Below are 22,592 nucleotides of genomic sequence, written 5' to 3'. Positions count from 1 at the left end.
TACTCAGCGCAAACGTTTTCTTGACTAAAAATAATTTTAACACAAAAAGTAAACGTTTGCAATATCTTTTTGAAAAAAATTAAAAAATTTTTAAAAAGGTCTGTGTTCACCCTATTTATAATAGAATAGATACAGTTTTTTAGTGTGAAAAATAAAAAAATATCAAAAAAGCTTGCGCTTTAAAAAAAAATAAGTTATAATCTAATCGACGCAAACGTTTTCACTTAATAAAGTAGGAAACGGCAGGAAAAATTTTTTTGAGGTGACAACATGAAAGCAAGACAAAGTGGTGTATTGATGCACATTTCCTCTTTGCCAGGTAAATACGGGATTGGCTCTTTTGGTCAGTCTGCTTATGATTTTGTGGATTTCTTAGTTAGAACTAAGCAACGCTATTGGCAAATTTTGCCTTTGGGAACCACCAGTTATGGAGATTCTCCTTATCAGTCGTTCTCAGCGTTTGCTGGAAATACACATTTCATTGACTTGGACTTTTTAGTTGATGAAGGTTTACTGAGCGAAGAAGATCTGCACGGTATTAATTTTGGCGATAATCCTCGAGAAGTGGATTATGCAAAAATTTTTGAGGCTCGTCGTCCGCTTTTGGAAAAAGCGGTTGCTCGCTTCCTTGAAATTGGAGATGTTGACAGTTTTTATCGCTTTGCTGAAGAAAATGCAGCTTGGCTGGAAGTTTTTGCAGAATATATGGCTATCAAGGAACATTTTGATAACCTAGCTTGGACAGAGTGGCCAGATGAGGCTATCCGTCGTCGTGAAGTTGACCGTTTGGCTCATTACCGCAGCGAATTATCAAATAAATTGGTTTATCACCGTGTGACTCAGTATCTTTTCTTCAAGCAATGGCTACAACTCAAAGCCTATGCAAACAAGCATCATATTGAAATTGTTGGAGATATGCCGATTTATGTTGCGGCTGACAGCTGCGATGTTTGGTCTCAGCCTCATTTCTTCAAAACAGACGAAGTAGGCAAACCAACCTGTGTTGCTGGATGTCCGCCAGATGAGTTTTCTGCAACTGGTCAACTTTGGGGCAACCCAATCTATGACTGGGAAGCAATGGACCGTGACGGCTATGTTTGGTGGATTGATCGTTTGCGCGAAAGTTTCAAGATTTACGATATTGTTCGAATTGACCACTTCCGTGGCTTTGAGTCTTACTGGGAAGTACCAGCTGATTCTGAAACATCTGCAACTGGTAAATGGGTGAAAGGTCCTGATTACAAACTTTTTGCAGCTGTTAAAGAAGCACTTGGTGAACTCAATATTATTGCAGAGGATCTTGGCTTCATGACCAATGAAGTAATTGAGCTGCGTGAACGCACTGGATTCCCAGGTATGAAGATTCTTCAATTTGCTTTCAATCCGAATGATGAAAGTATTGACAGCCCACATTTAGCGCCAAACAATTCCGTTATGTACACAGGAACTCATGATAATAACACGGTTCTTGGCTGGTATCGTGATGAAATTGATGATCCAACCCGCGAATACATGGCTCAGTACACTAATCGTAAAGAATACGAAACAGTTCCGCATGCTATGCTTCGCACTATCTTTGCTTCTGTCAGCTTTATGGCCATTGCTACTATGCAGGATCTGCTGGAATTGGACAGCTCAGCACGGATGAACTATCCATCTACTATTGGCGGTAACTGGGCATGGCGGATGACGGCTGACGAGCTGAATCCAATCGTCGAAGGTGAGCTTTACAGCTTGACCAAGACTTACCGTCGTATGAATACCGATTTAATTAATAAATAAAGAATAGCTAATTAGACTTGAAGGGAGTAATCATGTCAAACTTACAAACTTATATCAAAAATACTTATTCAAAAAATCTTGCTGATTGCAGCAATGAAGAACTTTATCTGGCTCTTTTAAACTATACTAAATTAGCCAGCGCTCAAAAACCAGTAAATACTGGGAAAAAGAAACTCTACTATATCTCAGCTGAGTTCCTGATTGGTAAACTTTTGTCTAACAACTTGATCAACCTTGGTCTTTATGATGATGTTAAACATGAGTTGGCAGCAGCAGGTAAAGACCTGATCGAAGTAGAAGAAGTGGAATTGGAGCCATCTCTTGGTAACGGTGGCTTGGGTCGTTTGGCAGCTTGCTTCTTGGACTCTATCGCAACACTTGGATTGAACGGTGACGGTGTGGGTCTTAACTACCACTTCGGTCTCTTCCAGCAAGTTCTGAAAAACAATGAGCAAACCACTATTCCAAACTTCTGGCTGACAGAACAAAATTGGCTGGTTCGCTCAAGCCGTAGCTACCAGGTGCCGTTTGCTCACTTCACACTGACATCAACTCTTTACGATATTGATGTGCCAGGTTACAAGACACCTGCTAAAAACCGCCTGCGTCTCTTTGATTTGGACTCAGTAGATTCTAGCATTATTGCGGATGGTATCGACTTTGATAAGACAGATATCGCTCGCAACTTGACACTCTTCCTCTATCCAGATGATAGTGACAAGCAAGGTGAGTTGCTCCGTATCTTCCAACAATACTTCATGGTTTCAAACGGTGCGCAATTGATCATCGACGAAGCGATCGAAAAAGGAAGCAACTTGCATGATCTTGCAGACTACGCAGTTGTACAAATCAATGACACTCACCCATCGCTGGTTATTCCTGAGTTGATCCGTCTTTTGACTGCGCGTGGTATCGAGCTTGATGAAGCGATCTCAATCGTTCGTAACATGACTGCCTACACAAACCACACCATCCTTGCTGAAGCCCTTGAAAAATGGCCTCTTGAATTCTTGCAAGAAGTGGTTCCTCACTTGGTACCAATCATTGAAGAATTGGATCGTCGTGTCAAAGCAGAGTACAAAGATCCAGCTGTTCAAATCATTGACGAGAGCGACCGTGTACACATGGCCCACATGGATATCCACTATGGCTACAGTGTTAACGGGGTTGCAGCACTCCACACTGAAATCTTGAAGAATTCTGAGTTGAAAGCTTTCTACGATATTTATCCAGAGAAATTCAACAACAAGACAAACGGTATTACATTCCGTCGTTGGCTTATGCACGCTAACCCACGTTTGTCTAGCTACTTAGATGAACTTCTTGGTCGCGACTGGCACCATGATGCTGCTAAGTTGGAAGGCCTACTTGACTTTGCTGGTAAGCAAGAAGTGAAAGAAAAACTGGAAGGCATTAAGTCTCACAACAAGCGTAAATTGGCTCGTCACTTGAAGGAGGCTCAAGGTGTAGAAATCAATCCAGACTCTATCTTTGACATCCAAATCAAGCGTCTGCACGAGTACAAACGTCAACAAATGAACGCTTTGTATGTGATCCACAAATACTTGGATATCAAGGCTGGTAACATTCCTGCGCGTCCAATCACTGTCTTCTTTGGTGGTAAAGCAGCTCCTGCTTACACAATTGCTCAAGACATCATCCACCTCATCCTTTGCTTGTCAGAAGTGATTGCTAATGATCCTCAAGTGGCTCCACACCTGCAAGTAGTTATGGTTGAAAACTACAATGTTACAGCGTCTAGCTTCCTGATTGCAGCTGGTGATATTTCTGAGCAAATCTCACTTGCTTCTAAAGAAGCTTCAGGTACTGGTAACATGAAATTCATGCTTAACGGTGCTTTGACACTTGGTACCATGGACGGTGCCAATGTGGAAATTGCTGAATTGGTTGGCGAAGACAATATCTACATCTTTGGTGAAGATTCAGAAACTGTTATCGACCTTTATGCTAAGTCAGCTTACAAGCCTAGCGAATTCTACGCTCGTCAAGCAATCAAACCATTGGTGGACTTCATCGTAAGCGATGCTATTCTGGCCGTTGGTAAGAAAGAACGTTTGGAACGCCTTTACAATGAGTTAATGAACAAAGACTGGTTCATGACTCTACTTGACTTGGAAGACTATATCAAAGTCAAAGAGCAAATGCTTGCAGACTACGAAGACCGCGATGTTTGGATGGAAAAAGTCATTGTGAACATCGCAAAAGCTGGTTTCTTCTCAGCAGACCGTACAATCCAACAATACAATGACGAAGTATGGCATTTGGAGAACTAATTCCAATGACCATTAAAACTCTCAAGAAAATTTTCTTGAGAGTTTTTTGCTTGTCTTCTAAAAGAGTAATTTCTAAGAACAGGAGGGGCTCTTGCCTTTGGAGCTTTTTCGGTGTATAATAACATATATGTTTTTGAAAAAGGAGAAAGTGATGAAAAAGCCAATTTATCTTTATATTTTAGTCGGTCTGTCTTTGCTCTTGTCTTTATTGGGAATATATGCTACGATGGTGCCTTCCACTCCTAAAAGTGCAGCGGCCTATGAAGGAGCAGGTATTCCTGAAGATGTTGTAAAACAGCTGGTAGATTACACTGCTAAAAATAGTGAATTTGTACAGAATCCACTAAACAAAATTTTGGCTATTCTCAGTCTGATTGTGATCATTGCGGCATTAGTCTTCTTGATTCGTAAGAATATTGTCTATGCAAACTTAACTTATCTTGCCTATCTTGTAATTAGCATCATTGGGATTGCCTATAGTTATATCGGCGCTTCTTCTTTGCTAAACGTTTTAGACGCGCAGTATCGTAAGCTTGTATCAGGTGGACTTTTAATTTCAACGGTTGTTATGCTAGTTATAAACCTTATCTTTTTAGGCTTGGTTCTTTATAAATTAATGAAGCAGCAAAAAGAATTGGAAAAGGATGAGTTGGGATAAGAGCTCTTCCCGATAGCAGATTAAGATTTGACAAAAAACATCCGAGAGCTTACAATTTAAGGAGTTCTCAGATGTTTTTTATTTAGAATGGAGAAAATATGAAAGTTTCCTTAGTTTATATCAGCCTGAGTGGCAATACAGAAAGCTTTGTCCGCCGTTTGACAGATTATTTGCTGGAACATCATCCAAGTTTAGAAGTGGAAAAAATCCATATCAAAGACTTGGTTAAAGAAGGCCAGCCTTTCTTTGAAATGCAAAACCAATTTATTGCTTTTCTGCCGACCTATTTAGAAGGCGGAAATGGTGTTGATAATGGTGATGTCGAAATTTTAACGACAGATGTTGCAGATTTCATTGCCTACGGCAATAATGCCAGCAAGTGTTTTGGGGTTGTCGGCAGTGGCAATCGCAACTTTAACAATCAATATTGTCTGACTGCCAAGCAATATGCAAAACGCTTTGGCTTCCCCGTATTAGCTGATTTTGAAATGCGTGGAATGTTGGGAGATATCAAAAAAGTGGCTGGAATCATTGAGAATCTCTACCGAATCGAGGATTAAGACAAGAAAAACGCAGGAAGTCAACGTTTTGTGAAATGAACTTCATGCGTTTTTGTCTTCTTTTAATGTTAGATGGAAGAAGCGGATTACTTTCTGAGCCTTATCTATTACATTTTTTCAGGAGCATCGACACCGAGCAAGCGAAGAGCTTCTTTTAATACCAGAGCGGTTGAGTAGCTAAGTGCCAAGCGGCTGTCGCGTTCAGGGCTATCGTCTAAGATGCGGGTATGGGCATAGTATTTGTTGAAAGCTTGAGCTAGACTGATGGCATACTTGGCAACCAGAGATGGCTCAAAGTTGTCAGCTGCACGTTTGACTACACGAGCGAAGTCTTGGAGCAGTTTGATAATTTCCCAGCTTTCAGCATCGTTTAGACTGTAATTTGCCTCTGGATTTGGCTGGAAGTCAGCCTTGCGCAGGATAGATTGGATACGAGCATAAGCGTATTGGATATACGGACCAGTTTCTCCTTCAAAGGAAACCATAGCTTCCAAATCGAAGTCGTAGCCGTTGCGACGATCCGTCTTAAGATCGTAAAATTTAACGGCACCAACACCGACTGCATGGGCAACGGCTTCTTTGTTTTCCAAATCTGGATTTTTCGCTTCAATCTGCGCCTTGGCACGGCTGATAGCTTCTTGAAGAGTGGGCTCTAACAGAATGATATTGCCTTTACGTGTTGACAGTTTTTGACGGTTCTTGGTGACTAGACCGAAGTCCACGTGGATCATATCGTCGCTCCAGTCAAAGCCCATCTTTTTCAGGACAGCCTTGAGCTGACGGAAGTGGTTGGATTGTTCCTGTCCTACTACATAGACATTTTTGACAAAGTTATACGTGCGGGCACGATACATTGCTGTCGCGATATCACGGGTGATATATAGAGTGGCACCGTCTGATTTTTTAATCATAGCTGGTGGAAGGTTGACATCATCCAAGTCCACAATGCTGGCACCCTTAGATTCTTTCAGAAGGCCCTTGTCTTCCAAGATTTGTACACCTTCGTCCATCTTGTCATTGTAAAAGGCTTCACCGTTTAGACTATCAAATTGGACGCCTAGCAAGTCATAGATACGGTTGAATTCGACCAGACTTTCATCGCGGAACCATTGCCAGAGTTCGGTTGCTTCTGGATCTCCATCTTCCAGCTTTTTGAACCAGAGACGTCCTTCGTCATCTAAGCTTGGATCATTTTCGATTTCAGCGTTGATGCGGACATAGAGTTCCAAGAGTTCATCAATTGGGTTGGCCTCGACAGCTGCCTTGTTACCCCATTTTTTATAGGCAACCATGAGGAGCCCGAATTGTTTGCCCCAATCACCCAAGTGATTGACCTTGATGGTATTGTAGCCTAGCTTGCGGAAGATATTAGACAAAGCATCTCCGATAACGGTCGAACGAAGGTGACCGACAGAGAAAGGTTTAGCAATGTTAGGGCTGGATAGGTCAATTGTGACATTTCCATTCTTGCCTTCATCTTGCTGGCCATAATCAGCGCCTTCTTTAATCACTTCTTTGATGACTTGGCCAGAGATTTCTGCCTTATTGAGGAAGAAGTTGACGTAAGGCCCAGTTGCAACAACTTTTTCAAAATAAGTGGTGTCAAGTTTTTCTACAATATCAGCAGCGATAGCTTGTGGAGCCTTGCGTTCTACCTTTGCAAGAGAGAAGGCAGGAAAGGCAATATCCCCAAGATCGGAACTTTTTGGTTGCTCTAATAAATTTAAAATAGCGTCTTGGTCAAGGCCGTTAATTACCTTAGCCAATTCGCTGGTTATTAATTGTTTATTATCCATATTTACTCCTTTGGGTCTTTTGTTACTATTCTATCACATTTTTAATGGAATCTTCAATTTTTTTGGGCCTAATCTGAATTTTTTGGTATAATTAAGGGATAAATATTCAAAAGAATGAGGTAAAAATGAAGAAAATCGATCGTCATCAGATAATCAAAATGATGATTAAGCAAGAAAAGCTAGGGACGCAGAAAGAGATTCAGGAACGATTAGAGAAACAGGGAATTTTTGTAACTCAAACGACTCTTTCGCGGGATCTGCGCGAGATTGGTTTAACAAAGCTTCGGAAAAACAATCAAATTTATTATATTGTAGCGCAGGAAACAGAGGAAATGAACTTGGTTGAATTCTTAGCTAAGCATATTCAAAGTGTTGCTAGGGCTGAATTTTCACTGGTTTTCAGAACTGGTTTGGGAGAAGCAACTGTGTTGGCTAATGTTGTTGATGGAGCCTTGGATGACCGGATTTTAGGAACTGTGGCTGGCGCCAATACTTTATTGGTTATTTGTCGAGATAGGGCGGCAGCTGAGGAAATAGAGGGGAATGTCAAGGAACGGATGGCATAGATAGCTATGTTGGAGAGGGCAAAGAGGTTGGAGACAGAGTCTTAGCCTCGTTTATTTTGCATGAGAAGACTTATTTTCAGGGAAAGTCTCTGGCTAGGTTTTTGGAAAGGATAAAAATGGCAGCAGAAAAATTATCACCCGGTATGCAGCAGTATGTGGATATCAAGAAGGACTATCCAGATGCCTTTCTGCTTTTTCGTATGGGCGATTTCTATGAGTTGTTTTATGATGATGCGGTCAATGCGGCTCAGATTTTAGAGATTTCTTTGACCAGCCGCAATAAAAATGCGGACAATCCCATTCCTATGGCAGGAGTGCCTTATCATTCGGCTCAACAGTACATTGATGTTTTAGTCGAATCAGGTTATAAGGTAGCGATTGCTGAGCAGATGGAGGACCCCAAACATGCAGTCGGTGTGGTTAAGAGGGAGGTGGTCCAAGTCATCACCCCAGGGACAGTTGTAGACTCTAGCAAACCTGATGCAGCAAATAATTTCTTGGTTGCTCTGGATTGGGCAGACGGAGTCTATGGTCTAGCCTACATGGATTTGGTGACAGGTGAGTTTCAGGTGACCAGTCTGAAGGACTTTTCTCTAGTTTGCGGAGAGATTCGCAATCTGCGGGCTCGAGAGGTAGTATTGGGTTATACCTTGTCTGAGGCGGAGGAGCAGGTCCTGGCAGGTCAGATGAATCTCCTTTTGTCTCCTGTCAAGGAGCCTTTGGATGATGTCCAGCTCTTAGGCAGTGATTTGTTGCCTATTGAGTACCAGACGGCGGGGAAACTATTGGCTTATGTTCGCCAGACCCAGATGCGGGAGCTCAGCCACCTTAAGAAAGCCCATCATTATCAAATTCAGGACTATTTGCAGATGGACTATGCCACCAAGGCTAGTTTAGACCTTACAGAGAATACCCGAACTGGTAAGAAGCATGGTAGTCTTTACTGGCTGATGGATGAGACCAAAACAGCTATGGGAGGACGCTTGTTGCGGACGTGGATTCAACAGCCCTTGATTGACCAGAAGCGGATTGTCCGCCGTCAGGATGTAGTCCGGATTTTTCTGGATCATTTCTTTGAGCGGAGTGATTTGACAGAAAGCCTTAAGGGAGTCTATGATATTGAACGGCTAGCCAGCCGAGTATCCTTTGGTAAGACCAATCCCAAGGATCTGCTGCAGCTGGCTTCAACCTTGAGCAATGTCCCTCAAATCAAAGCTATTTTGCAGGGCATTGGCAGTCCGGTGCTGGATGAGCTGATTGGTCGTTTGGATGAAATCCCAGAATTGGCTGCCTTGATTAGCTCTGCTATTTCTCCAGATGCCCCTCATATCATCACTGAGGGTAATATCATTCGGACCGGTTTTGATGAGACCTTGGACAAGTACCGGGTGGTCATGAGGGATGGGGCTGGTTGGATTGCTGCTATCGAGGCTAAGGAGCGGGAAGCCAGTGGAATCAATAATCTAAAAATTGATTACAATAAAAAAGATGGTTACTACTTCCATGTGACTAATTCCCAGCTAGCTCATGTACCTAGCCATTTCTTCCGCAAGGCGACGCTGAAAAATTCCGAGCGTTTTGGGACAGAGGAACTGGCGCGGATTGAGGGAGAGATGCTGGAGGCGCGTGACAAGTCCGCCAATCTGGAATATGAGATTTTCATGAGGATTCGGGAGGAAGTAGGTAAGTATATCCAACGCTTGCAGGAACTGGCCGTTGCCTTGGCCACGGTGGATGTTCTCCAGAGCTTTGCGGTTGTCGCTGAGACCCAGCATCTGGTTTGCCCGGTCTTTACCGAGGAGCGAGCTCTAACTGTCGAAAAGGGGCGGCATGCTGTGGTTGAGAAAGTCATGGGAGCCCAGAGCTATATTCCTAATAGTATCACCTTGGATCCAGTTACCAATATCCAGTTGATTACCGGCCCTAATATGAGTGGGAAATCAACTTATATGCGCCAGTTAGCCATCATCGTCATCATGGCACAGATGGGCTCCTATGTACCGGCGGAATCTGCTAGTCTCCCTATTTTTGATGCGATTTTCACTCGGATCGGGGCGGCGGATGATTTGGTGTCCGGCCAATCTACCTTTATGGTGGAGATGATGGAGGCCAACCGAGCCATTCGGCAGGCTAGCGATCGTTCGCTCATTCTCTTTGATGAGCTGGGGCGCGGGACGGCTACCTATGATGGAATGGCTCTGGCTCAGGCTATTATCGAGTACATTCATGACCGAACAGGGGCCAAGACTCTCTTTGCGACCCACTATCATGAGCTGACGGCTTTGGAGGATAGCCTAAAGCACTTGGAGAATGTCCATGTTGCTACCTTGGAACAGGATGGCCGAGTCACTTTCCTCCATAAGATTGAGCAAGGACCAGCTGATAAATCCTATGGGATTCATGTGGCGAAGATTGCCGGACTTCCGGATGACTTATTAGGCCGAGCTGACCATATTCTAAGTCAGCTAGAAAGTCAAGAAAGACAGACATTGGCAGCTTCTCCTAAGTCAGCAGGTAGTCAGCAAGTGGCTGAACAAATTTCTCTTTTTGCAGAAGGGCCGGAAAATCCAGTTCTGACTGAATTGAGAAATTTGAATATCTATAATATGACTCCGCTGGAAGTCATGGCGGCGGTAGCCGAGCTCAAGAAAAAGCTGTAAAAACAAACCTAAAGAGCCTGAAACTTGTTCAAGCTCTTTTTTTGCTTCAGTCACTTTTTGTAATCGCTTAGAAGCTTGTTACTGAGGCGATAATTTATATTTACATGGTGGTGGGAATGCTGTATAATTAGACTATATAGCTTATACTACATTGGTGTTAAATAGGAGAACGGAGTAAAAGCAATGGGATTTTGTACTAACTGTGGTTTTGCGCTTGCTGAAGGTGTTAAATTTTGTGGTGCCTGCGGAACAGCTGTAGGAGAAAGGGAAGCAGAGACATCAAAACGAAAAATACTATATGATGGTGAACTGCATAAATGTTCGAATTGTGGAGAGTTAGTTGATTCTTTTAAAAGCCATTGTTCATCATGTGGCTATGAGTTTAGAAATCTTCACTCAATAAGTTCAGCAAGAGATCTTGCTATTAAACTAGAAGAAATTGAAGCACAAAAAATGCCTCATATTGAATCTAAAAAATCGCTTATAAAGTCAGTATTTGGTCGTGACTTCAAAGATGTCGATGAAGTTGCGGAAGCACAAAAAAGATTTGATAGACAAAAAGGAGAGCAAAAATCTAATATAATAGTTAATTTTCCTGTGCCAAATACAAAAGAAGACATACTTGAGTTTATGATTCTAGTATCTTCTAATATTAACATGAAAAAAGAATTGAATGATGAAGAGACAAAAGCTTGGATTTCAAAGTTGGAACAAATTTATGAAAAAGCTCAGCTAGTAATGGGAGACACACCTCATTTTTATAAAATAAATAAGATTTATACAGAGAAAAAAAGACAAATAAGAATTCTAAAAATTAAATCAGGATTAATATTTTACGTTTATTTTGCATTTGTTTTTGTTCTGTTTTATTCTCTTTTGCTTTGGCACTATACTATTGCTACAGTTGGGGTGACTATAGGAGTAGTTGTTTTAGCTTTTGTGGGATATAAATTATTCAAAAAATATTTGAAACAGTAGAGAGGACTCTAATGCTATTATTTGGTAATAAAAAAATAGGCGGTTTCATGGATGAGATTCGTTGTGATGAAGTGTCCTATTTGATATGGAAGTGGCACCCTGTAGGAGTGAAACAGGGTGTAGGTAATAGAGAAAATGCCATTCGTTGGGGTTCTTCTCTGCGAGTCAAAGATGGAGAGGTTGCTGTCTTTGTCTATAAACAAAAAGATGGCACACTGCAGGACTTTATTGTAGGTCCATATGATCAGACTATTAAGACCTCTAACTTTCCTGTGCTGGCAAGCATAGTAGGTCTGGCTTATGAAGGTGGCACACCATTTCCGGCAGAAGTCTATTTCATAAATCTTGCGCAAATTATTCAAGTCAAGTTTGCAGTGCCGTTTTTTGATGTCTATGATCCAAGGTTTTTAGATTTTGGTGTACCTGTTGCAGTTCGTGGTATGATTAATTTTAAAATTACTGATTATAAAGAATTTATCAAGTTACACAGGCTGAATACTTTTAATCTTGATGATTTTCAAAAGCAAATTCGGGATGCTGTAGCCCGATATGCTAAACATATTGTAACGAATGCTCCTGCAGACAATAACATTCCTGTCATTAATCTTGAAAGCAAAATTTCACAAATCAATGAAGCTCTTGAACATGATGTCATGAAAAGATTAAAGGAGAATTTTGGTGTCACTGTTTCAAGTCTTGATATAGCTTCAATAGAGATAGATAAATCAAGTCAAGGCTATCAACAGCTTATGTTGGTTACCAAGGATGTTACCACAGCTAAAATACAAGCTGAAACTACTGACTATGTTGAACGGATACGTATCCAACGTGAAGAAGGACAATATGCGCAACATAAGCAAACACAATCTGCAAACCTAGGTGCATTTCAAGTTGAAAAGCAGTCCGAAGTTGGTATTGCTGGCGCTGATGCATTGGGGCAAATGGGCGCTAATGGTTCGGGAACAGTTTCTCTGGGAGGCGATGCAGGCTTCAACCCCGCTGCTATGGTGGCAGGAATGGCAGTAGGAGGTGCTGTAGGCCAAAATATTGCTGGAGCTATGAATAATATGATGTCAGGCAACTCCCAACAACAGTCAGTTGTTTCGCCTCCTCCGATTCCAACAACTGCTTACCATATTGCTGACAATGGACAAGCATCTGGACCTTATGATAGAAATACCCTAACACAAATGTCTCTATCAGGGCAATTCCTCCCTTCAACCTTAGTCTGGAAACCAGGAATGGCAGAATGGATGAGAGCAGATACAGTTGATGATTTGAAAGAGATGTTTATGCCTCCAATTCCGCCAGTAGGATAAAAACAGTTCGAACTCGAACTGTTTTTATTTCTCACGATTTACTAGACAAACCGTTATTGATTTTTTGAATGTTGCGGTAGGTGTGGCAGTAGATGGCGCCTGAAATAATTAGATAGATAAGGGTGAATTCCCCGACGGCAGTCAGTGTCAGGCTGAGTATTTTTTCTCTTGGGAAAAATCCAGCTAGATTAGCCAAAAGTGCAAAGGTCAGAATCATCACGCCATAGTGGCTGACGACGGAGCGCAGGATGCTCCAATCTCTTTGGAAGAAGCTTCCACTCCATCTGAAGATAGCTCCCATAATAAACCAGATAAGCATGCAGTAGAGCATGATGAGGGAAACATGGACATGCTGGCTCAAAAAGAATTGGCCGATAGGAGAGCGAGGGTGAAGGGGTAGATAAGCTGGATTGTAAAAATAAGAAACAATCATGGAGAAGAAGAGACCGATGAAAATCCCTCCAATCCCTCCGAAAAATAGTTCTTTAAGACGAGTTTTCATAATTGCAACCTTTCTTTGATAGATTTGAGATAGCGGCGGGATGAGTATGTCTGGTCACCGTTTTTCAGAAATATTTGAATCAGACCATTTGGAGTCAGCTTGAGGTGGCTGATTTGTTGGCTATTGATAATCTCCGACTGAGAAATCTGCAGGAAATAGTCCGGCAGAACCTGCAACAACTGATAAAGAGCTTGTTGAGCTCGGTATCCGTCTTTTGCTGTTCGGATCTGAACCTGCCGATTTTCTGTATAGATTCGGTGGATTTCCTTAGTGTCTAGCAAATAGATTTCATCCTCTTTCTTGGCATGAATCTTGTCCTGTTTGCCTAGATTTTGAGCAAAGCGGACCAATTCCTGAATGCTTTCTGTCATGAGGCGAGCCTCAATGCTGATGGAGTCTTCTGAGACTTGAGAATCGATTCTTAGCTTAACTTTCATAACTTCCTCCTTTCACCCTTATTAAACCGCAACTCAGCAGAGAAAACAAGCCCTTTTGTCTATGTGGTAGCTGTTAGTGTCTATCTGGTTTGGATTGTAAGCAGAATGGTCGAGACAAGGTTGACCTCTGATAGAAAGAGTCCAATGTGTTATAATAGATAGCAGAACAAATACGGAGAAAAAGATGTCAAAAATTATCGAACTTCCAGAAATTCTAGCCAATCAGATTGCGGCCGGTGAAGTCATTGAGCGGCCCAGCAGCGTGGTCAAGGAGCTAGTGGAGAATTCAATTGATGCGGGTGCAAGCCAGATTACCATCGAAATCGAGGAGGCCGGACTCAAGAGCATTCAGGTGACGGATAATGGCGAGGGCATAGACTACGAAGATGTCCCTCTGGCCCTTCGACGCCATGCTACCAGTAAAATCAAGAAGCAGGCGGATCTCTTTCGGATTCGAACACTGGGTTTTCGTGGTGAGGCCATTCCTTCCATTGCTTCTGTCTCACGTTTTACCATTGAGACAGCAACGGAAGCCGGCCAGCACGGGACCTTGCTAGTTGCCAAAGGCGGTGAAATTGAAGAGCATGAGCCTACTAGCAGTCCGGTGGGAACGAAAATCAAGATAGAAGATCTCTTCTTTAATACTCCAGCCCGGCTCAAGTATATGAAGAGCCAGCAGGCTGAGCTGTCCCATATCGTTGATGTGATTAATCGGCTCAGTCTGGCTCATCCAGAAGTGGCTTTCACCCTTGTCAGTGACGGCCGCGAAATGACACGGACTGCCGGTAGTGGCAATCTGCGTCAGGCTATTGCAGGTATCTATGGTCTGGCAACAGCTAAGAAAATGGTGGAAATCTCTGCTTCAGATTTGGACTTTGAGGTGAGCGGCTATGTCAGCCTGCCTGAGCTGACTCGTGCGAATCGCAATTATATTACGATTCTCATCAATGGCCGCTATATTAAGAATTTCCTGCTCAATCGTGCCATTTTGGATGGCTACGGCAGCAAGCTTATGGTAGGCCGCTTTCCACTAGCGGTCATCAATATTCAGATTGATCCCTATCTAGCTGATGTCAATGTCCATCCGACCAAGCAAGAGGTGCGGATTTCTAAAGAGAGGGAACTCATGGCCCTGATTTCGCAAGCCATTGCGACCAGTCTCAAGGAGCAGGACCTTATCCCAGATGCTTTGGAAAATCTAGCCAAATCAACTGTCAAGCGTGCGACTAAGCCCGAACAGACCAGTCTTCCGCTGAAAGAAAATCGCCTCTACTACGATAAGGAGCAGAATGACTTCTTCCTCAAGCCACAGGTGGCCGAGCAACAACTATCCTTTGAAGAATCAGCAGAGCCTGTTCATAAAGCGACAGATGAAAAAACAGAACTGCAACCGACTTCGGTCAAATTCGCAGAGAGAAAGTCAGTCATCTATGACCAACTAGACCATCCAGAGCTAGACCAGGCTAGTCTGGAGCGGGCTGTGGATAAGTTGGAGCAGGAAGAGAAATCAAGCTTCCCAGAGTTAGAATATTTCGGCCAGATGCATGGTACTTATCTCTTTGCTCAGGGCAAGGGCGGTCTTTACATTATTGACCAGCATGCTGCCCAAGAGCGGGTTAAGTATGAGTATTATCGGGAGAAGATTGGGGATGTGGACAATAGCCAGCAGCAGCTCTTAGTGCCCTATATCTTTGAATTTCCAGCAGACGACATGCTGCGAATCAAGCAGCGGATGGAGCTGTTAGAAGATGCTGGCATCTTTTTAGAAGAGTACGGATCCAATCAGTTTATCCTCCGTGAACATCCTATTTGGTTCAAGGAAGAGGAGATTGAGGCCGGTATCTATGAGATGTGTGATATGCTTCTCCTTGCCAAGGAAGTTTCCATTAAAAAATATCGAGCGGAGCTAGCCATTATGATGAGCTGCAAGCGTTCCATCAAGGCCAATCACAGTCTAGATGACTACTCTGCGCGTGATTTGCTCTTTCAGCTGTCCCAGTGTGACAATCCTTACAACTGCCCACACGGCCGACCGGTCTTGGTCAACTTTACCAAGTCGGATATGGAAAAAATGTTCCGCCGCATTCAGGAAAATCATACTAGCCTACGTGAGTTGGGGAAATACTAAACTTTATAGAAGATAAAACAGCCCTAGTCATAGAACTAGAGCTGTTTTGAATTTTTGAGCTGAACTTGCGTTCCAGCAAGCAAATCAGCTGGATGGCGTTTGTCCTTGCGAAGTAGTCCCATCAGCAGAAAGATCAAGAAGAGAATCCCTGCTGAACTTGACAAGAAAATTGACAGAGCATCTGCTTGATAAGCACTACGGATAGCTCCCATATGCCCCAGCTGCCAAGGGAAAAACTTCATAGCAGAGCGCAAAAGGCTGTGGGAAAGGCTCTTATGTTTGTAAACCAACCGTAAACCTGCCCAACGCTTGCCAAAACTTCCTTTTCGATAGTCTAGCCAAGCAAAGATAACAGTTAGAGGCAGGACAGAGGTAGAAAAAGCCAGAAGCTGGCTCTGGGATTCAGTGAATGTAGGAATATCTCCTAGAACTAGATTGTAAAAGCCCATAGCTAGTAAAAAAAGAGAAATGAGATAGAATGAGATGAAGAGCCAGTCTCCAAGCAGCTCTTTCAGACGAGTTTTGACAGGTATGGGATTGTCAGTTTTTAGTTTCATCTTGAGCACCTTCTTTCTTAAAATCATCAAGGCCTATAACCTTGTCCAGATACTTTTTCTTGATTTTTAGAGCCTTGTTAATAGCCATTGCTGATGCGATTAAGAGGAAAAAGGTTAACCAGACCAGAGCAGTGAATTTTGCTGGAAAGCTAGAACCTGCGAAGAAGAGAAAAATAGCCAAGGCTGATACAAAAATATACAGAACCTGCCAGAAGCCATAAGATTTTACTTCCTTGTAGTAGCGATTTTTTTCGTCTTCTGAGAGGACGGGTTTTATTTCCGACTTGTCACTGTCTTCTAAAAGCAGATAATCTGTCGTCACCCGGAAAATCTTGCTCAGCTCTACAACTTTTTCGAGTTCTGGCAGCGCTTGGCCAGACTCCCACTTGGAAATGCTCTGACGAGAGACATTGATTTGTTCAGCCAGTTTTTCTTGTGACCAGCCTTTTTCTTTTCTTAGTTCAAATAATTTATCAGCGAGTTTCATGTTCGCAGCCTCCTTTTCTTTGCTAACTCTATCCTAACAGCTTTTAGTTATCTTGAGAATACAGCTTCCTGTACATTTTGTCAACCAATGGTTGCACTTCTGTTTGCAGTTTCCAGACAGAAAATATGATATACTAGATAGGCAAAATGATACAAAAAGAAGGAAGATTATGTACGAATATTTTAAAGGAATCATCAGTAAAATTACAGCCAAGTACATTGTATTGGAAGTCAACTCTATCGGCTATATTCTTCATGTGGCTAATCCTTATGCTTACTCAGGACATCTCCATCAGGAAGCCAAGGTCTATGTCCACCAGGTGGTGAGAGAAGACGCGGAGCTCCTGTACGGTTTTGCGACCGAGGAGGAGAAGCAACTCTTTCTCAGCTTGATTTCAGTCTCAGGTATTGGCCCAGTTTCTGCTCTGGCTATTATTGCGGCGGATGATAATGCTGGCTTGGTGCAGGCTATTGAGCAAAAAAACATCACCTACCTGACCAAGTTTCCTAAAATTGGTAAGAAAACAGCTCAGCAGATGGTGCTGGATTTAGAAGGCAAGGTAGTGGCGTCGGATGGTCCAGCAGAAAGTAAGGCACCCGTCCAGACTGCGGATAATCAGGAGTTGGAAGAAGCCATGGAAGCCATGCTGGCACTAGGCTATAAGGCTGCTGAGCTTAAGAAAATAAAGAAATTCTTTGAAGGAACGACGGATACAGCAGAAAACTATATCAAGTCTGCTCTCAAGATGTTGGTGAAATAGGAGAAAGCGATGACCAAACGCTGCGGCTGGGTAAAAATGAACAACCCCTTGTATGTGGCCTATCATGATGAGGAGTGGGGCCAGCCCCTCCATGATGATCAGAAGTTATTTGAACTACTTTGCATGGAGACCTATCAGGCTGGACTTTCTTGGGAGACCATTCTGAATAAACGCCAGGCTTTTCGGGAAGCTTTTCATTTCTATGATGCCCAGAAAATTGCTCAGATGACAGATGCAGATCTGGATGATTTGTTGGGCAATCCCGACATCATCCGTAACAAGATGAAAATTTATGCTACCAGGGCTAATGCCCAAGCTTTTTTGGCTGTTCAAAAGCAGTTTGGCTCTTTTAACGACTATATCTGGTCCTTTGTCGATTTCAAAACGATTGACAATCAAATTACGAACTACAAGGAAGCCCCTACTAAGACAGAGCTGTCAGAAACTATGTCCAAGGCGCTGAAAAAGCAAGGCTTCAAATTTGTCGGACCCGTTTGTGTCTATTCATTCTTAGAAGCAGCTGGCCTTATCAATGACCATGAAAATAATTGTGATTGGAAGTAGAACAATGAAAACAAGAAAATTTCTCCTTATTTTTATCACCCTCTATACGATCTTATTCCTAGGTAGAGGCTTGCAGTTGATTGGGATAAATTGGTTGATTTACCCAGTTTATTTCCTTTTATTTATCTTGGGAATCTTAGCTTATCGTGAAGAATTAAAGGAGCAGCTAGCCTTGATTCTGACCAAGAAGAAGGAATTTCTAAAAACGATCTCCTTGTATATGTTCTTTGTTTTCCTCCTGTCCATTGCCTGCAACCTGCTTTCAGTTCTGATTAAACAGAGTCTGGGCTTGCCATTGCAGGGGCAGAATGATGCTAGTATTCAAGGTGCCTTGTTGAAAAATCCCTTTCTAATCTTGGTGATCGGCTGCTTCATTGGACCAGTTGTTGAAGAGTTTTTCTTCCGTCGCTTTTTCCTAGGCACCTTCTTGGAAAAATTCTCTAACTGGATTGGAATTATTTTAACGACTGTTCTATTTGCCACCCTCCATATGCACGGTTGGGCCTTGTCTGAGTGGGTGACAGCCATTTCGTATGTTGCCGGAGGTCTTCTTTTCTCGCTCCTGTATCTGAGAAAGGACAAAAATATCTGGTATCCAATTGTCCTCCATTGTTGCAACAATATCATTGCTTTTGTGATTACAATTTTTTTAATAAGCCAGTAGACTGCTAAGTCAATAAAAAGAAGATATTGTGATCTAGTCACTTTTAAGATTATTCAGAAAGGAAATGAAGGATGGACAGTAGAGCCTTGATATATTTGGCGGAGAATCGTATCTTGGAGACGGAGCGTCTCCTCCTACGTCCCATGACCATGGATGATTTGTTGGATTATCATGAATATACTTCAGATGGAGAATTATTAAAATATGATTATCCAGAGCACCAAAGCATAGAAGAGAGCCGAGAGGGTCTTGTTTTATATAATTTAAGCGCTCCTTTGGGTCGCTACGGTATCGAGTTGAAATCTGAAGGCAAATTAATTGGCAATATCTCTCTTCGAATAGATACGGAATAAGAAACGGCGGAAATAGGCTATACTGTCAATGCTAACTATCACAGAAAAGGCTACGCCACTGAAGCAGCATTAGCCTTGAAAGAATTGGTGTAGAAAATGCATGGGATAAAGATATTTCTTGCCCACACGACTAAGCCTAATCTTGCTAGTCAACGAGTTTTGGAAAAAATTGGTATGACACTGATGTGGGAAAAGGAGGGATTGAGCCTTCGAGGAGAGCCGACCATCCGTCTACGCTATGAAAGTAAGTTAAAGAATGACGAGAAAGAAACCTAGACAAATATCTTGTCTAGCCTTTTTCTATACCCTGTGAATATCCTTACTCTCCTTTCTGCATCCAAATCTTTTCCTTGATAAAGATGCGCAGCTCATAGAAAAGCATAAAGAGGGTGGAGATGAGGAAGCCAGCCATAAAGATATGATGCAAATAGGCAAAAATAGCAATCTCAACCAAAACGGAGAAGAGATAGAAAATGACCAAATAGTGCCATTTCTTGGCCTTGCTGTCTTCGATAACCTTTTTCTCCAAGCGCTCATCCTCCTTAATGAGCTGATCCAGACTGAGGTCAAACTCGCGGCTAATGGCTATCAGGTTGCCAATATCAGGGATACCTTTTTCGCTTTCCTAGCGGGCAATGGCGGAGCGGGAAACCTTGAGTCTTTCTGCCAAAGCCTCCTGAGTGAGTTGATTTTGTTGACGAATATCTTTGAGAACTTGAGAGATTTTCATGATGATCTCCTTTCTTTGAATAAAAATATTTAGATGATTTCCTTTTTTTTTATCTCCATTATAAAAAGATTCAAACCATTTGCCAATAGCATCGGCCTAACAATCCAGTTATTCTCCATAACAAACAGCTTTTTAAAAGTTTTCCACAGGATGTTGACAAGTTTGTCAATAAAGTTGACAGCTCTTTTTATTTCCTGAAATGAAAATCAACTTTTTTGCTCTTTTTTGTGATAAAATAAAGCCAATTCCGAATAGTAAGGTAGGAGGTTCTATGAAAGCAGAAATTATTGCTGTGGGCACAGAGATTCTAACAGGTCAGATTGTCAATACCAATGCCCAATTTTTATCTGAAAAGCTAGCGAGTCTAGGAATTGATGTCTATTTTCAGACAGCAGTGGGGGACAATGAAAACCGTCTTCTCTCTGTCCTAGAAATTGCCAAAGAGCGCAGTGATTTAATTGTCCTAACAGGAGGCTTGGGGCCCACAGAGGATGATTTGACCAAGCAGACCTTGGCTAAGTTTGTAGGGCGGGAGCTGAGTTTTGATCCAGAGGCTGTGGAAAAGCTAGACCGTTTTTTTGCCAGCCGGCCGGACTATACTCGCACGCCCAACAATGAGCGGCAGGCTCAGTTGGTTACAGGCTCAACTCCTTTACAAAATGCAACAGGTCTCGCTGTTGGTGGCTTGCTAGAAGTTGACGGAGTGACCTATGTAGTTCTGCCAGGTCCTCCTAGCGAGCTTAAGCCTATGGTCAATAACGAACTAATTCCGCTCCTTTCCACAGGTCAAAAGCTGTATTCACGGGTGCTGCGCTTTTTTGGCATCGGTGAGAGTCAGCTAGTGACCATTTTAGCAGAAATGATTGATTGTCAAAGCGATCCGACCATTGCGCCTTATGCAAAGACAGGAGAGGTCACCTTGCGACTGTCTACCAAGGCTCTGAGTCAGGCAGAAGCAGATGCCAAGTTTGAGGCTGTGGAAAAGTCTATTTTGGCCTATCAGACTTTTGAGGGGCAGCCTTTGTCTGAGATTTTCTACGGTTATGGGGACGACAATTCGCTTGCTCAAGTTGCCTTTGACTTACTCAAGAGTCAAGCAAAGACGATTTCAGCGGCGGAGAGTCTGACTGCAGGACTCTTTCAAGCGATTTTGGCAGATTTTGCCGGAGCTTCTGCTATTTTTTCAGGTGGCTTTGTCACCTACAGTATGGAGGAAAAGAGCCGGATGCTGGATATTCCATTGGAAGAGCTGGAGCAGCACGGTGTTGTTTCTGCTTTTACGGCTGGGAAAATGGCAGAGCAGGCTAGAAAGCTGACCCAGAGCGACTTGGCTGTCAGTCTAACAGGTGTGGCTGGACCAGATTCATTGGAAGGTCATCCAGCTGGAACTGTATTTATTGGCTTAGCTAGTGAATCGGAAACGGAAATTATTGAGGTCAATATTGCTGGCCGTAGCCGACGTGATGTGCGGAAGATTGCCGTCATGCACGCCTTCAACCTCGTACGAAAAACTTTATTAAAGAACTGATTTTTGATATAATGTAAAGATGCTCAAAAGATTATTTTAAAACAGGAGAAATAAATGGCAAAGAAACAAAAAAAATTAGATGAAATCACAAAGAAATTCGGCGATGAGCGCCAAAAAGCCTTGGATAATGCCCTGAAGAACATTGAAAAAGACTTTGGTAAGGGCGCTATTATGCGTCTGGGCGAGCGAGCTGAGCAAAAGGTTCAGGTCATGAGTTCAGGCTCTCTGGCTTTGGATATCGCCCTCGGTGCTGGTGGCTATCCTAAAGGACGGATTATTGAAATTTACGGTCCAGAGTCTTCTGGTAAGACCACAGTTGCTCTCCACGCTGTTGCTCAAGCTCAAAAAGAAGGTGGCATCGCAGCCTTTATTGATGCAGAGCATGCTTTAGATCCGTCATACGCAGCTGCTCTGGGTGTGAATATTGATGAGTTGCTGCTGTCTCAACCTGACTCTGGCGAGCAAGGCCTTGAAATTGCTGGCAAGCTGATTGACTCTGGAGCGGTTGATTTGGTTGTCATCGACTCGGTGGCTGCTCTGGTACCGCGTGCAGAAATCGACGGAGACATCGGTGATAGCCACGTCGGCTTGCAGGCGCGGATGATGAGTCAGGCTATGCGCAAGCTGTCAGCTTCTATCAACAAAACGAAGACGATTGCGATTTTCATTAACCAGCTGCGCGAAAAAGTTGGTGTTATGTTTGGTAATCCTGAAACAACACCAGGTGGCCGTGCACTGAAGTTCTATGCTTCTGTCCGTTTGGATGTCCGTGGCAATACCCAAATCAAGGGTACTGGCGATGCAAAGGATACCAATGTCGGTAAGGAAACCAAGATTAAGGTTGTGAAAAACAAGGTAGCTCCGCCATTCAAAGAAGCCTTTGTGGAGATCATGTATGGAGAAGGAATTTCTAAGACTGGTGAACTGCTTAAAATTGCAACTGACTTGGATATCATCAAAAAAGCAGGTGCTTGGTATTCCTACAATGATGAAAAAATTGGTCAAGGTTCTGAAAACGCTAAAAAATACTTGGCTGATCATCCAGAGGTCTTTGACGAAATTGACCGTCAAGTCCGTGTACGTTACGGTTTGATTGAAGATGATGAGTCAGCAGAAGTAGCTCAAGGTAAGATTGAAACTCCTGTGGAAAAACTGGAAGAAGTGACTCTTGATTTAGATGATGCCATTGAAATTGAGGAATAATTTTTCAAAATAGGTCGCAAGACCGATGGTTTTTGTGGTATAATATACTATGATAATAGTATCGCG

Annotated in this window: 20 protein-coding genes and 1 pseudogene; 15 read left to right on the top strand and 6 right to left on the bottom strand. The window is 42.7% G+C overall.

From position 1 onward, the window contains the following. Window positions 1–270 precede the first annotated feature (270 nt). The 4 genes from malQ (at window position 271) to nrdI (ending at window position 5,294) form a co-directional block, all read left to right on the top strand. The gene (gene malQ / locus FZ952_RS05310; protein WP_148880879.1) at window positions 271–1,782 is read left to right on the top strand and encodes a 4-alpha-glucanotransferase; all 1,512 of its coding nucleotides are present in this window, start codon (window positions 271–273) and stop codon (window positions 1,780–1,782) included. Between the two features lie 32 nt (window positions 1,783–1,814). Further along, entirely contained in the window at window positions 1,815–4,076 is a 2,262-nt protein-coding gene (gene glgP, locus FZ952_RS05305) for a glycogen/starch/alpha-glucan family phosphorylase (RefSeq protein ID WP_148880878.1), read from the top strand. Between the two features lie 151 nt (window positions 4,077–4,227). Continuing rightward, entirely contained in the window at window positions 4,228–4,734 is a 507-nt protein-coding gene (locus tag FZ952_RS05300) for a hypothetical protein (protein WP_148880877.1), read from the top strand. Window positions 4,735–4,832: 98 nt separating this feature from the next. Continuing rightward, window positions 4,833–5,294, top strand: coding sequence for a class Ib ribonucleoside-diphosphate reductase assembly flavoprotein NrdI (gene nrdI, locus FZ952_RS05295; RefSeq protein WP_062201494.1), 462 nt, complete (start codon window positions 4,833–4,835; stop codon window positions 5,292–5,294). A gap of 107 nt (window positions 5,295–5,401) precedes the next feature. Here the strand turns inward: nrdI and argS are convergent, their stop codons facing one another. Then, complete coding sequence (argS, locus tag FZ952_RS05290; RefSeq protein WP_148880876.1) at window positions 5,402–7,090, bottom strand: arginine--tRNA ligase; 1,689 nt, start codon at window positions 7,088–7,090, stop codon at window positions 5,402–5,404. 125 nt (window positions 7,091–7,215) lie between these two features. On the opposite strand from argS, the gene argR reads away from it, so the two are divergent. The 4 genes from argR to FZ952_RS05270 all read left to right on the top strand — a co-directional run bounded on the left by argR (window position 7,216) and on the right by FZ952_RS05270 (window position 12,613). Further along, window positions 7,216–7,656, top strand: coding sequence for an arginine repressor (gene argR, locus FZ952_RS05285; RefSeq protein ID WP_037617813.1), 441 nt, complete (start codon window positions 7,216–7,218; stop codon window positions 7,654–7,656). Window positions 7,657–7,772: 116 nt separating this feature from the next. Next, entirely contained in the window at window positions 7,773–10,316 is a 2,544-nt protein-coding gene (gene mutS / locus FZ952_RS05280; RefSeq protein ID WP_148880875.1) for a DNA mismatch repair protein MutS, read from the top strand. A gap of 183 nt (window positions 10,317–10,499) precedes the next feature. Beyond that, window positions 10,500–11,294, top strand: a complete 795-nt coding sequence (locus tag FZ952_RS05275) for a zinc ribbon domain-containing protein (protein ID WP_148880874.1) — start codon at window positions 10,500–10,502, stop codon at window positions 11,292–11,294. Between the two features lie 11 nt (window positions 11,295–11,305). Continuing rightward, window positions 11,306–12,613: an SPFH domain-containing protein gene (locus FZ952_RS05270; protein ID WP_148880873.1), complete on the top strand. Its 1,308-nt coding sequence runs from the start codon at window positions 11,306–11,308 to the stop codon at window positions 12,611–12,613. Between the two features lie 31 nt (window positions 12,614–12,644). Here the strand turns inward: FZ952_RS05270 and FZ952_RS05265 are convergent, their stop codons facing one another. Together FZ952_RS05265 and FZ952_RS05260 are read right to left on the bottom strand one after the other, a co-directional pair. Continuing rightward, the gene (locus FZ952_RS05265) at window positions 12,645–13,115 is read right to left on the bottom strand and encodes a DUF3021 family protein (protein ID WP_148880872.1); all 471 of its coding nucleotides are present in this window, start codon (window positions 13,113–13,115) and stop codon (window positions 12,645–12,647) included. After that, window positions 13,112–13,552, bottom strand: a complete 441-nt coding sequence (locus FZ952_RS05260) for a LytTR family DNA-binding domain-containing protein (protein ID WP_148880871.1) — start codon at window positions 13,550–13,552, stop codon at window positions 13,112–13,114. Before FZ952_RS05260 ends, FZ952_RS05265 begins: the two co-directional genes overlap by 4 nt. Window positions 13,553–13,736: 184 nt before the next feature. Here FZ952_RS05260 and mutL point away from each other — a divergent pair, with 184 nt between their 5' ends. Beyond that, window positions 13,737–15,680, top strand: a complete 1,944-nt coding sequence (gene mutL, locus FZ952_RS05255; RefSeq protein WP_148880870.1) for a DNA mismatch repair endonuclease MutL — start codon at window positions 13,737–13,739, stop codon at window positions 15,678–15,680. A 35-nt stretch (window positions 15,681–15,715) separates the two neighbouring features. Here mutL and FZ952_RS05250 read toward each other — a convergent pair whose 3' ends face one another. Together FZ952_RS05250 and FZ952_RS05245 are read right to left on the bottom strand one after the other, a co-directional pair. Next, complete coding sequence (locus FZ952_RS05250) at window positions 15,716–16,237, bottom strand: RDD family protein (protein ID WP_187423873.1); 522 nt, start codon at window positions 16,235–16,237, stop codon at window positions 15,716–15,718. Continuing rightward, entirely contained in the window at window positions 16,221–16,724 is a 504-nt protein-coding gene (locus FZ952_RS05245) for a helix-turn-helix domain-containing protein (protein ID WP_148880868.1), read from the bottom strand. The genes FZ952_RS05250 and FZ952_RS05245 overlap by 17 nt, the downstream gene beginning before the upstream one ends. 169 nt (window positions 16,725–16,893) lie before the next feature. On the opposite strand from FZ952_RS05245, the gene ruvA reads away from it, so the two are divergent. From ruvA to FZ952_RS11775, 4 genes are all read left to right on the top strand, one after another. Continuing rightward, on the top strand, window positions 16,894–17,484 hold the full coding sequence (gene ruvA, locus FZ952_RS05240) for a Holliday junction branch migration protein RuvA (protein ID WP_148880867.1): 591 nt from the start codon (window positions 16,894–16,896) through the stop codon (window positions 17,482–17,484). Window positions 17,485–17,493: 9 nt separating this feature from the next. After that, window positions 17,494–18,048 (top strand): DNA-3-methyladenine glycosylase I, encoded by a 555-nt coding sequence (locus FZ952_RS05235; RefSeq protein ID WP_148880866.1) that lies wholly within the window; start codon window positions 17,494–17,496, stop codon window positions 18,046–18,048. Between the two features lie 4 nt (window positions 18,049–18,052). Continuing rightward, the gene (locus tag FZ952_RS05230) at window positions 18,053–18,712 is read left to right on the top strand and encodes a CPBP family intramembrane glutamic endopeptidase (RefSeq protein WP_148880865.1); all 660 of its coding nucleotides are present in this window, start codon (window positions 18,053–18,055) and stop codon (window positions 18,710–18,712) included. Between the two features lie 71 nt (window positions 18,713–18,783). Next, window positions 18,784–19,065 (top strand): GNAT family N-acetyltransferase, encoded by a 282-nt coding sequence (locus FZ952_RS11775; protein WP_262366336.1) that lies wholly within the window; start codon window positions 18,784–18,786, stop codon window positions 19,063–19,065. 319 nt (window positions 19,066–19,384) lie between these two features. On the opposite strand, the pseudogene FZ952_RS05220 reads toward FZ952_RS11775, so the two are convergent. After that, window positions 19,385–19,795 (bottom strand): annotated as a pseudogene (locus FZ952_RS05220) (helix-turn-helix domain-containing protein). Window positions 19,796–20,066: 271 nt separating this feature from the next. On the opposite strand from FZ952_RS05220, the gene FZ952_RS05210 reads away from it, so the two are divergent. Both FZ952_RS05210 and recA read left to right on the top strand, forming a co-directional pair. Continuing rightward, window positions 20,067–21,323: a competence/damage-inducible protein A gene (locus FZ952_RS05210; protein ID WP_187423872.1), complete on the top strand. Its 1,257-nt coding sequence runs from the start codon at window positions 20,067–20,069 to the stop codon at window positions 21,321–21,323. A 54-nt stretch (window positions 21,324–21,377) separates the two neighbouring features. Then, window positions 21,378–22,526, top strand: coding sequence for a recombinase RecA (gene recA / locus FZ952_RS05205; RefSeq protein WP_148880863.1), 1,149 nt, complete (start codon window positions 21,378–21,380; stop codon window positions 22,524–22,526). The last annotated feature ends 66 nt before the right edge of the window (window positions 22,527–22,592 follow it).

This window comes from Streptococcus sp. Marseille-P7376, assembly GCF_902460385.1.
Lineage (GTDB): Bacteria > Bacillota > Bacilli > Lactobacillales > Streptococcaceae > Streptococcus > Streptococcus sinensis.
This window is presented reverse-complemented; position numbering and strand designations above follow the sequence as displayed.